14 protein-coding genes are annotated in these 9,841 nt (G+C 67.6%); 4 read left to right on the forward strand and 10 right to left on the reverse strand.

Annotated features, from left to right (window positions below; genetic code table 11):
• Positions 1-319, reverse strand: a 319-nt coding sequence (locus WC597_RS16845) for an MBL fold metallo-hydrolase (protein WP_372695192.1), incomplete at its 3' end; no start/stop codon positions are given.
• Between the two features lie 104 nt (positions 320-423).
• On the opposite strand from WC597_RS16845, the gene WC597_RS16850 reads away from it, so the two are divergent.
• The 3 genes from WC597_RS16850 to WC597_RS16860 are packed head-to-tail and all read left to right on the forward strand — an operon-like array spanning position 424 to position 1,920.
• On the forward strand, positions 424-1,083 hold the full coding sequence (locus WC597_RS16850) for a peroxiredoxin (protein WP_372695194.1): 660 nt from the start codon (positions 424-426) through the stop codon (positions 1,081-1,083).
• A complete protein-coding gene (locus tag WC597_RS16855; RefSeq protein WP_008259045.1) occupies positions 1,080-1,499 on the forward strand; it encodes a metalloregulator ArsR/SmtB family transcription factor in 420 nt (139 codons plus the stop codon). Before WC597_RS16850 ends, WC597_RS16855 begins: the two co-directional genes overlap by 4 nt.
• Before the next feature lie 25 nt (positions 1,500-1,524).
• Complete coding sequence (locus WC597_RS16860; protein ID WP_219354426.1) at positions 1,525-1,920, forward strand: cupin domain-containing protein; 396 nt, start codon at positions 1,525-1,527, stop codon at positions 1,918-1,920.
• Between the two features lie 3 nt (positions 1,921-1,923).
• Here the strand turns inward: WC597_RS16860 and WC597_RS16865 are convergent, their stop codons facing one another.
• From WC597_RS16865 to WC597_RS16905, 9 genes are all read right to left on the reverse strand, one after another.
• Positions 1,924-3,417, reverse strand: coding sequence for a murein L,D-transpeptidase (locus WC597_RS16865; RefSeq protein WP_219354425.1), 1,494 nt, complete (start codon positions 3,415-3,417; stop codon positions 1,924-1,926).
• A 35-nt stretch (positions 3,418-3,452) separates the two neighbouring features.
• On the reverse strand, positions 3,453-4,226 hold the full coding sequence (locus WC597_RS16870; RefSeq protein WP_008264236.1) for a substrate-binding domain-containing protein: 774 nt from the start codon (positions 4,224-4,226) through the stop codon (positions 3,453-3,455).
• Positions 4,226-5,125 (reverse strand): MBL fold metallo-hydrolase, encoded by a 900-nt coding sequence (locus WC597_RS16875; RefSeq protein ID WP_372695128.1) that lies wholly within the window; start codon positions 5,123-5,125, stop codon positions 4,226-4,228. Before WC597_RS16875 ends, WC597_RS16870 begins: the two co-directional genes overlap by 1 nt.
• Positions 5,126-5,189: 64 nt before the next feature.
• Positions 5,190-5,840, reverse strand: a complete 651-nt coding sequence (locus WC597_RS16880; protein WP_040349365.1) for a peroxiredoxin — start codon at positions 5,838-5,840, stop codon at positions 5,190-5,192.
• A gap of 99 nt (positions 5,841-5,939) precedes the next feature.
• On the reverse strand, positions 5,940-6,464 hold the full coding sequence (locus tag WC597_RS16885) for a DsrE family protein (protein WP_219354421.1): 525 nt from the start codon (positions 6,462-6,464) through the stop codon (positions 5,940-5,942).
• A 29-nt stretch (positions 6,465-6,493) separates the two neighbouring features.
• Entirely contained in the window at positions 6,494-7,111 is a 618-nt protein-coding gene (locus tag WC597_RS16890) for a bifunctional 2-polyprenyl-6-hydroxyphenol methylase/3-demethylubiquinol 3-O-methyltransferase UbiG (protein ID WP_244999703.1), read from the reverse strand.
• Between the two features lie 11 nt (positions 7,112-7,122).
• Entirely contained in the window at positions 7,123-8,550 is a 1,428-nt protein-coding gene (locus tag WC597_RS16895; RefSeq protein ID WP_372695197.1) for a bifunctional UDP-sugar hydrolase/5'-nucleotidase, read from the reverse strand.
• Positions 8,551-8,558: 8 nt separating this feature from the next.
• Positions 8,559-9,233, reverse strand: coding sequence for a DsbA family protein (locus tag WC597_RS16900; RefSeq protein WP_316627557.1), 675 nt, complete (start codon positions 9,231-9,233; stop codon positions 8,559-8,561).
• Positions 9,234-9,255: 22 nt separating this feature from the next.
• Positions 9,256-9,525, reverse strand: a complete 270-nt coding sequence (locus WC597_RS16905; protein WP_372695199.1) for a TlpA family protein disulfide reductase — start codon at positions 9,523-9,525, stop codon at positions 9,256-9,258.
• Positions 9,526-9,558: 33 nt separating this feature from the next.
• Here WC597_RS16905 and WC597_RS16910 point away from each other — a divergent pair, with 33 nt between their 5' ends.
• Positions 9,559-9,681: a hypothetical protein gene (locus WC597_RS16910; protein WP_372695200.1), complete on the forward strand. Its 123-nt coding sequence runs from the start codon at positions 9,559-9,561 to the stop codon at positions 9,679-9,681.
• The last annotated feature ends 160 nt before the right edge of the window (positions 9,682-9,841 follow it).

Consider the following 9,841-nt stretch of genomic DNA (forward strand, 5'->3'; position numbering starts at 1 on the left):
GATAGGGCGCCGCCGACAGGTGATCGGCGTGGGCGTGGGTCTCCAACAGCCACTGGACCGTGAGACCTTCGGATTTCACGTAATCAATGAGGGCGTCCGCCGAGGCGTGGGCGGTGCGGCCGGACGCTGGATCGTAGTCCAGCACGCTGTCGATGATGGCGCAGACGTCGGAGTCGGGATCGCGCACGACATGGCTGACGGTGAAGGTGGCCTCGTCGAAGAATGACTTGACGACAGGGCGCTGGCGAGGATCGCCCAGCGCGGCGCGCACGATGTCGGTGGCGTGGTCGCGGGCGGGATCGGGGGTGGGCGAGGACATGGCGTGTCTCCGTTTCGGTGACTCAACACATATACCCATTCATAGTTCGTGCAAGTATGTATTTTAATGTAGCGGAAACGGTGGGAAGCGCTTAGCTTGCGGCTATGGAAACGATCGACACCGGGCCAGCCGTCTATCCCCCCGCAATGCGCGCCCTGCGCATCAACGACACGGCGCCGGACTTCAGCGCGCGCACGACGCAGGGCGAAAAGCGCCTGAGCGACTATCGCGGACGCTGGCTGGTGCTGTTCTCGCATCCGGCGGACTTCACGCCGGTCTGCACCAGCGAGTTCGTGGCCCTGGCCCGGCAGGCCGACGCCTTCGCGGCGATCGACTGCGATCTGATGGCCCTGTCGGTGGACAGTCTGTATTCGCACCTGGCCTGGCTGAAGGACATTTACCGCCGCTTCGGCGTGAAGGTGCCGTTCCCAATCATCGAGGATCCCTCCATGGCCATCGGCCACGCCTTCGGCATGGTGGACGCCGGCTCGAGCGACAGCGCGACGGTGCGCGCCACCTTCGTGATCGATCCCGAAGGCGTGGTGCGCGCCATCAGCTGGTACCCGATGAACATCGGCCGCTCGGTTGATGAACTGCTACGTCTCGTCACCGCCCTGCAGACCTCGGACCGCGAGGCGGCCTCCACGCCGGCGGGCTGGATGCCCGGCGACGCTCTGCTGGAGCCGGCCGCCACCACCCTGGACGCCGCCATCGCCGACGGTGAAGGCGATGCGCCCTGGTACTATCGCGAGCGCCGCGCATGACCGACGATCAAGCGGCCGCCATGGAGCGGTTGAAGGAAAAGGCGCCGGAGGCCGCAGAGCTGTTGCGCCAGCTGGCCAACGCCAACCGGCTGCTGATCCTGTGCCATATCGCCGAGGAGGAACGTTCGGTGGGGCAGCTCGAGGCGGACCTGGGCATCAAACAGCCGGCTCTGTCCCAGCAGCTGGCTGAGCTGCGCCAGTACGGTCTGGTCAAGACGCGTCGTCAGTCGCGCTCGATCTTCTATTCGATCGCCGACGAGCGGGCCCAGGCGGTGATGGGCATGCTGTACGAAATCTTCTGCGGCGATGCGAAGGCGGTCGGCGCCCGCGTCGCCGCCCCGGCGCCCCGCCCATCGACGCCGGCGCGCGGCGACACGGCTCAGTTCGCGCGCATCACCGCCGTCGCACGTCGCTGACGGCCAACCCGCACAGGAGACTCTCGTGAAGGGCTTCATCGACAATATCGAACGTCTGACGGAAGAGAACACAGACTTTCGCCGCGTTCTCTACACCGGCCACAATCTGCAGCTCGTCCTCATGGCCATTCCGCCCGGTCAGGAGATCGGCGAAGAGGTCCACGACGACCGCGACCAGTTCTTCCGCATCGAGGCGGGCGAGGGCGAAATCTGGATCGACGGCGTTCGTCACGCCGTGAAGGCGGACGACGGGGTCATCGTCCCTCAGGGCGCCCGGCACAATGTGGTCAGCACGGGGTCCGAGCCGCTTCGGCTCTACACCCTCTATGGCCCGCCGGAGCATCTCGACGGGACGGTTCACGCCACGGTGGAAGAGGCCTCCGCCGACCACGAGCATTTCGACGGCCGCACGACCGAATAACCGTCAGGGGCCGACGTCGTCAGCATCGGCGCGCCGGTCGTCGGGCCGCGGCAGGTGCAGGGCGATACCCAACGCCTCCGCCAGACGGGTGTCGCGACGATAGATGTCATCGCGAAAGGCGACGCGGCCCTGGCCGTCCAGGAAGGCGGTCCAATACAGCAGACGTACGTCGATCGGCCGACCGGTCGCCACACGGACGGTCTGGCCGCTGTCCAGCGCGGCATCGAAGCGGGCGAGCCTCTCGGGGTCGGGCGCCAGCAGAAGGCGGGCGAAGCCGACGGCGTCCTGCACCCGCACGCAGCCGTGACTGAGATGGCGGAAGCTCTGGTCGAACGCACCCCGCGACGGGGTGTCGTGCAGGAAGATGGCGTAGCTGTCCTGAAGTTCGAACTTGACCTGGCCCAGGGCGGCGTTCGGGCCGGCGCGCTGAACCACCATGCCGTTCTGGATCGTCATGTTGTTCGCCCGCATATAGGCGGCGCCGCGCGGCAGGATCTCGCGCTGGGCGATGGAGGTCGGGACCGTCCAGGGCGGATTGGCGACGACCGAGGCGAAGGGCCGTTCGAGGCTGGGCGTCGCATTGTCGGCGTCACCTGTCACGACCCGCATCGAATGCACGGGCCGACCATCCTTCCAGTAGACCATGATGGAGGCGGCGGTGTTCACCTCGATCCGCTCCGGGGCGACGTCTCTCTTTAGCCAACGGCGGCGTTCCAGATTGAGCGCGATCTGGCGAGCACGGGCCTCGGCCGAAATCGACAGCGCCCGCTGGGTCGCCGGGCCGATGCGGGCGTCCGCCTCCAGACCGTGGCGCACCTGGAACACCCGAACGGCCTCTTGCAGCACCGACCCGTAGTCACCGCCAGACGGGCCGACCATCGCGGCGGCGGCGTCGGTGAGATCGCCTTCCACCCGAAGGCGCGGCAGGAGGGCGGGAAGGCGGGGGTCGGACGCAAACGGTTCGATCGTCGCGCCCAGGGCAAAGGGCGGCCAACCGCCGCGGTCGGCGATGGCGCGATAGCGAAGGAAGCCGTCGCACAAGCCCTGATAGCCGCGGTCCTGGGGAGCGAGGCCCGCCATCGTCTCGGCCAACGTTCCGTCGTCGACCGCCGTCGCCAGCAGCGGCGGCGTATCGACCTGGTTGCGACCCATCTCCCAAAGGGTCTCGACGGATGCCGGGTCGACCCGGCCATGGGCGAGCGCCTCGGCCAGGGTCAGGACGGCCTGGGTCAGTTCGGCTTCACTTAGGGCCAGACCGTCGGGCGCTGATAGACCGTGGCGGTCCGCCAGGGCCAGGGCGTCCATGGCTTGCCGGCGCGCTGGCCCCGCCCAGGCCGGGCGTCCGCCGCGGGCGGCGTAGAAGGCTGCGGTCAGGGCGCTGATGTTCAAGGCGGCGGGCGCCGATGCGGCTCGCGCGGTTGTCGAGAGCCAGAGCGGCGCCGCGGCCGCCGCGAGCAGGTGTCGGCGGTTCAGGGTGAAGGAGCGACGGTTGGCCATGCCGCCGACACCGCGGGGTTCACCTTAAGGCAGGCTTAAGGTTGGCCGGTCCGCCAGCCCCAGCGCGCGAAGATGGCGGCTCCCTCGTCGGACTTCAAAAATTCAAGGAACGGCTGGGCGTCGGCGTCCTGGCGGCCGGTCTCGGTCACAACGGCGCCGGCGTCGCGGTAGATGCGATAGGGCTCTTCGACCTCGACCACATCAGCGAGGTCCGGATTGGCGACCTGCCAGATGCCCCAGATGATCCAGGCGTCCAGCGTCGGGTCGTCGATCCAGGCTTGTCGGGCCTCGGCGCTGTTGCGGGCGTAGACGACGATGTTGCGACGCAGCGCGCGCACCTTGGCGATGTCGCCGGTGCGACCGGCCATGTCCTCCCACAGGCCGTTCTGGCCCGCGCCGTTGACGACCAGGACTCGGCGACCCGGCTGGAAGAGATCTTCCAGGCCGCCGATGCCGTTCGGATTTCCCGGGCGAACGAGAATGGAGGCGGTGCGCAGATAGAGCGGCTCGACCGCCTCGGCGCGGATGCGGCCCTCCAGAGCGCTGACGAAGTCGGTCATCATCGTCTCGGAGCCGGAGAAGATCAGGTCGCCGTCCGCCTTGGCCTGGTCCAGCCATTGGGGCGTGGGTCCGGCGACGACGGCCACGGCGCGACCGGTGCGCGCTTCATAGGCCTTCGCCGCTTCGCGCATGGCGGGGGCGGGGCCGCCCGGACCGTAGACATGAAGAGGATCGGCGGGCGTCTGGGCGTGGGCGGCCAGGGCCGTCGTGCTCAAAAGGGCGGCCAGGGCCAGGGTGGAAGGACGCATCAAGAGTTCTCCTGGGGCGGGGCGAAGTGATTGGCGGGGATCTTGAAATAGATGCGGCCGTCCTCGGCGGGTGGCGGCAGCACCCCGCCGCGGATGTTCACCTGAAGCGCGTAGAGCATCAGGTTCGGCAGGGGAAGGGTGGCATCCCGGCCGTCGCGAAGCCGCACGAAATCCGCCTCTCCGCGTCCGCCGCCGACATGGATGTTGTCCGCCTTCTGCTCTCTCACGGTGCTGAAGCAGGCGGGCTCGCGGCCATCGGGACCGTAGTCGTGGCCGACGAAGACGCCGGTCTCCTCGGGCAGGGCCAGGATGTCCTGGATGCTTCGGTAGAGGACCTTGGAGTCGCCGCCCGGAAAGTCGGCGCGCGAGGTGCCGGCATAGGGCATCATCAGGGTGTCGTGGACGAAGGCGTTGCCGCCGATCACATAGGTAATGGACGCCAGGGTGTGGCCTGGGGAGAAGATGACCCGCCCCGTCAGGTCGCCGACAGCAAACGTATCACCGGCCTGGAAGAGACGGTCCCACTGGCGACCGTCGGTCGGGAATTCGTCGTCCAGGCCGTAAATGTCCTTCCACAACCTCTGGACGCCGATGACCTTCTCGCCGATGGCGGTTGGAGCCTCCAGCTTCTCGTTGAGATAGGGCGCGGCCGAAAAGTGATCGGCGTGTGGATGGGTGTCCAGCAGCCATTCGACCGTCAGGCCTTCCGCCTTGACGTAGTCCAGGATGGCGTCGGCGTTGCGGGTCGAGGTCGCCGCCGCCTTCTCGTCGAAATCCCAGACCGGATCGATGATCGCGCATTTGCGGCTGACCGGGTCGGAGACGACATATTGCCAACTGCCGGTCTTCTTGTCGTGGAGCGCCGCGATGCGCGCTCCGCCGTGGTCGATGATCTGCATGATGGCTCCGTTTGGTTTGCGAAGAAAAGGGCCGGACCGCTTGCGCGGTCCGGCCAGCGTCCGATCAGGCGGCTTTCGGGGCGTCGGGGAGGTCGCGCGTCGAGAAATACCAGTCGGTGTAGACGTAACCCTCGGAAGCGCGAGCCTCGGCCGCCTCGGCGGTCTTGGGCGGAGGGACGATAGCCGGTTGGCCAGGGCGCCAGTTCTCAGGCGTCGCGACCCCGTTGGCGTCGGACGCCTGGAGCGCGGTGAGCAGCCGAACGAACTCTTCGATGCTGCGGCCATTGCTCATGGGATAGTAGACCATGGCGCGCAGCTTGCCTTCCGGATCGATCAGGAAGGTGGCGCGAACAGCCGAGGTGTCGGCCGCCCCGGGGTGGATCATCCCGTAGGCCTGGGCCACCTCCATCTTCAGATCCTCGATGATGGGGAAAGGGATTTGGACGCCGAACTTCTCCTTGATGTTCCGGGTCCAGGCCAGGTGCGAGAAGATGCTGTCGATGGAGAGCCCCAGGAGCTCGCAGTTCATGGCGGCGAACTCATCCGCGTGCTTGGCGAAGCCGATGAACTCGGTCGTGCAGACCGGGGTGAAGTCCGACGGATGGGAGAAGAGGATCAGCCATCTGCCGCGGTAATCGGCCAGGCTGCGATCCCCGTGCGTGGTGCGGGCGTGAAAGTCGGGGGCGGGTTCGTTGAGGCGGGGCAGTCCGGTCATGTCGATGTCTCCTTCAGACGCCCCATTGAACACTTACATACACACTTACCCAAACTAATAGTTCTTATGGCCAGTGAAGGTTCCGCCTATGCCGAGACGTCAGTTCACAACCAGGGCATATCCGGCCTGTTGAAGGTGGATGACCGTCATCAGGGCGGCGAGATCAACGCTCACGCCCGGTTCGAGGTCGGCTTGCGCGATGCCGTTCCCGGCCATGGCCTGGCCGCACAGCCGAACCTGGACGCCGGCGGCGATGAGGCTGCGGATCAGGGCGCTGTTGGGGTTGGCGTCGCCCTTGCCGCGCGCGGCCCAGGCGGCGTCGGAGAGGACCGCAGGGGTGGCGGCGCCGTGTAGCACAACGACGATCTGACGATGGTCGGCGTCCACGCCGCCCGCCGCCAGCATATTCGCCAGCCGCGCAACGCGATCCAGTCCCTTCAGCGGCCTGTCGTCCGGACCGCCCTGGGACACGTCGAAGATGACCCGATAGACGCGCGACGGATCCGGCTGTTCGCCGGCCTCGGGCAGGGGCTTGAAGCCGCCGAAGCCTGAAACAGCTTGAGCGAAGCTCGGGGAGGCCGCCAGGGAGGCGGCCAGGGACAGGGCGAGGAGGAGGGTTTTCATGGCCGGTTCCGGTGTGCGGGCGCTGGGGGTCAGGGACGGCGGGCGACGAGATCGATCAGGGCGGACCGGCCGCTGTGGCCGGCGCCTTCGGAGACGTCGCTGTCGTGGCTTTTCAGATGCAGGATGTCGAAGTCGGCGAAGGCGTCGCGGAGCAGCGCCTCGGTGTAGAGGTTCTCGACCTGGCCCGGACCGCCCGTTCCATAGGCGATCTGTTCCGGCCGATAGCCCTGCAGCAGGAACAGGCCGCCAGGCTTCACGGCCGCCTTCATACGCTCGAAAAGTCGGTCGCGCAGGGGAGGCGGGGCGAACTGAATGAAGACGGCGACCACGACGTCGAACGCATCCTGCGGCCAGGCCCAGGTCTCGAGGTCCGCCACCTGGGCGTCCAGTGTGACCCTGCGTCGCTCGGCCAGGGCGAGGGCCTTCTCGATCGCGCGCGGGGCGATGTCCGTGGTCGTGACGGTCAGGCCCTGTTCGGCGAGCCAAACGCCGTTTCGTCCCTCGCCGTCGGCGACCGCCAGAGCGGTCATGCCGGGCTGGAGCCGCGCGATCTGAGCGGCCAGGAAGGCGTTGGGCGTCTTGCCGAACAGATAGTCCTGGCGGTCATAGCGGCTATTCCAGAAGTCGCGGGCGGCGACGGAGTCCATAAGGTGTTCCTTCATATGATGAGGACGCTGGCGGGCAGATCGGTCTCGCCGGGCGTATGGTCGGCGAACCAGGATTCAAGCGCGCCCACAGTGTCGATGTCGAGCGTCCGGCGGTCCCGCCCGTAATGTTCGGGCACGCCCTGGGCGGTGACGAAGGCCACCGGATAGTCCGCCTCCGGCTCGAAAGGTCGGTCCCCGACCAGCAGGCGATCAAGGCGCTGCCCCTTGGGATTCTCCAGCTTCACAAAGGCCGTGAGGCCCCGGCAGCGTTTGATGTAGCCGCCCATCTGCTCATACGGGTCGGCGGCGAAGGTGCGCTCAAGATTCTCTTCCAGCATCGCCTTCAACTCGGCTCCGGTCAGCGTCGTGCGCGAGATGGGCGGGTTCATCGGCGCGATATTGTAGAGGTCGCCCAGAGTGACCGGACCCGGCGCGACGGGCGCGCCATACCGCCAGCCGTTCGAGAAGGCGATGTCCACGCCCGCTGCCTGCGCCGCCGCCGCCAGCAGGACGTCGTCCATCGGCGCGCTCGCCATGGCGTAGCGGTGAAGGGGAATGGCCGTGCGGCCGACGACGCGCGCCAGACGCTCCCGCTCGGGCGCCAGGGCCGTCTCCACCAAGCCGGCGACTTGATCGTCTTGGGGGCCAGCGTCCACGGCTATGAGCCGATGGCGGCGCAGGGACACGCGGCCCTCTGCAATCTCGAGGTCCAGCCGGCCGATATAGGCGCCGTGGCAGCCGGACTGGATGATCAGGGTGTCGCCGACGCGGGCCGGCTCGTGCAGGCGGTTATGGGTATGGCCGCTCAGGATCACGTCGATGCCCGGTGTTTCCGCGGCCAACTTCAGATCCTGCGGAAAGCCGAGGTGCGACAGCAGGACGACCAGATCGACCTTCTCCTCGCGGAGCTGGTGCAGTTGCTCGCGGGCTTCGGCCACACCCATTTCAAACCGCACGCCTTCGGAGAAGGCGGGGGGCATGGTCTTGTCGACGATGGGGCAGGCCAGGCCCATCACGCCGATCCTCAGACCGCCGCGCTCGAACACCCATCGCCCGTCGAACACCGGCGCGCCGTCATCCTTGCGAAAGACATTGGCGGCCAGGACGGGATAATCCAGTCGCGCCGCCAACGCCTTGAACCCCGCGGGGCCATAGGCGAACTCCCAGTGCGCCGTCATGGCGTCGATCTTCAGGGCGTTCATGATCGGGACCAAGGCCTCGCCCCGGCTGGCGACGGCGACCCGCGTGCCATGGAAGGTGTCGCCATTGTCCAGGGTCAGGCACGGACCTTCGGCGCGCGCCTCTTCAAAGATGCGGGCGATGCGGGCGACCCCGCCCAGCCGTTCGAACCGCCAGCCGCCTTCGGTGCGCACCAGTTCGGGATGCGGCTCGAGATAGCCGTGCAGGTCGTTCAGCTGGAGCAGGGTCAAGGTGGTCATGGCCGGTCTCAGCGCAGCGGTTGTCCGGAGCGGATACGACCGATCACCGCTTCGAGTTGCGCCTGGGGCATGCCGCCGGGGATCAGATTGCCGTTGATGATAAAGGCGGGCGTGCCCTGCAGGGCCAGGGCCGCCGCTTCTCGGCCGTTTCGGTCGAGCACCGCGTCGATGTCTGCGCGGTGATCGGCCAGGTCCTGATTCAGGCGCGCCATGTCCACGCCGGCCGACTGGACCAGACGCGTGATGTCCGCCTGGTCGCCGATGCGCGACGGCGACAGCATGAAGGCGTTATGGACGGCCTCGTATTTGCCCTGATAACCGGCGGCGAGGGCGGTCCGGGCGGCGGTCTCCGAGACGTCGCCGAAGATCGGCCAGTCCTTGTACAGGACGCGCACCTTGGGGTCCGCCTTCAGCAGGCCGTCGATCTCCGGCTGCATCTTCTTGCAGTAGGGGCAGTTGTAATCGACGAAGCCGATGATGGTTACATCGGCGTTTTCGGCGCCGATGAAGGGCGCTGCTGGGTCGCGCAGCAGATCGTTGAATCCGACCTGAGCGATGGCCGGCATGTCCTGTCCAGAGGCTGCGGAAGGATTGGCGGGCGCCGCGCCGTTGTCGGCGTCGGCGGGGCCGCAGGCGGCGAGCGCCAGAACGGCGGCGAGGGCAGGGGCGAAGGTGCGGTTCATGGAAGCTCCGTGAGGCGAAGGGTCAGTGCAGACGCGCGATTTCGGTCGCGATCTGTTCGGGGGCGATTTCCCCCATGTGGGCCTTGGCCAGACGGCCGTCGGCGTGGAGGAACAGGGTCACCGGAATGCCGGCCGTGCCGTAGTGGCGCGGCACCGCCATGGCCTCGTCGAACAGCACATGGTCGAGGGCCAGCCCCTGGCTCTGAAGAAAGGCCCGAACGCCGGCTTCGCCCTCGCCCTGGTTGACGAAGAGGAAGCGCACATTCGGATGGGCTTTTTCGGCCTGGGCCAAAGCCGGCATCTCGCGCCGGCAGGGCGGCACCAGGTGGCCCAGAGATTGATCACCGTGGGCCGGTCGCCCGAAGCGGAGAGGTTGATGGGCGGGGCGTCCATCGCGGCCAGCGTCAGGGCGGGCGGCGCCATGGGCTGCGTCGCCGAGGCCAACTGATGGGCGATGGTCCAAACCAGGGCGCTGGCCAGGACAGGCGCAATGGCCCAAGCGCGTTCGCGCGGGGTGCGCAGCAGCAGGAAGGTGGCCAGGATCACGACCGGCGCGACCCAGATCCAGCTGAACCCGCCCTGCCAGACCGCGAACGCCCGCCACGGGT

Source organism: Brevundimonas sp. (genome assembly GCF_041648115.1).
In the GTDB taxonomy this organism is placed as follows: Bacteria; Pseudomonadota; Alphaproteobacteria; order Caulobacterales; family Caulobacteraceae; genus Brevundimonas.

Coding starts and splice junctions, on each gene's coding strand:
- WC597_RS16850 (WP_372695194.1), top strand. CDS start 424: ATGGAAACGATCGACACCGGGCCAGCCGTCTATCCCCCCGCAATGCGC.
- WC597_RS16855 (WP_008259045.1), top strand. CDS start 1,080: ATGACCGACGATCAAGCGGCCGCCATGGAGCGGTTGAAGGAAAAGGCG.
- WC597_RS16865 (WP_219354425.1), bottom strand. CDS start 3,417: ATGGCCAACCGTCGCTCCTTCACCCTGAACCGCCGACACCTGCTCGCG.
- WC597_RS16870 (WP_008264236.1), bottom strand. CDS start 4,226: ATGCGTCCTTCCACCCTGGCCCTGGCCGCCCTTTTGAGCACGACGGCC.
- WC597_RS16875 (WP_372695128.1), bottom strand. CDS start 5,125: ATGCAGATCATCGACCACGGCGGAGCGCGCATCGCGGCGCTCCACGAC.
- WC597_RS16880 (WP_040349365.1), bottom strand. CDS start 5,840: ATGACCGGACTGCCCCGCCTCAACGAACCCGCCCCCGACTTTCACGCC.
- WC597_RS16885 (WP_219354421.1), bottom strand. CDS start 6,464: ATGAAAACCCTCCTCCTCGCCCTGTCCCTGGCCGCCTCCCTGGCGGCC.
- WC597_RS16890 (WP_244999703.1), bottom strand. CDS start 7,111: ATGGACTCCGTCGCCGCCCGCGACTTCTGGAATAGCCGCTATGACCGC.
- WC597_RS16895 (WP_372695197.1), bottom strand. CDS start 8,550: ATGACCACCTTGACCCTGCTCCAGCTGAACGACCTGCACGGCTATCTC.
- WC597_RS16900 (WP_316627557.1), bottom strand. CDS start 9,233: ATGAACCGCACCTTCGCCCCTGCCCTCGCCGCCGTTCTGGCGCTCGCC.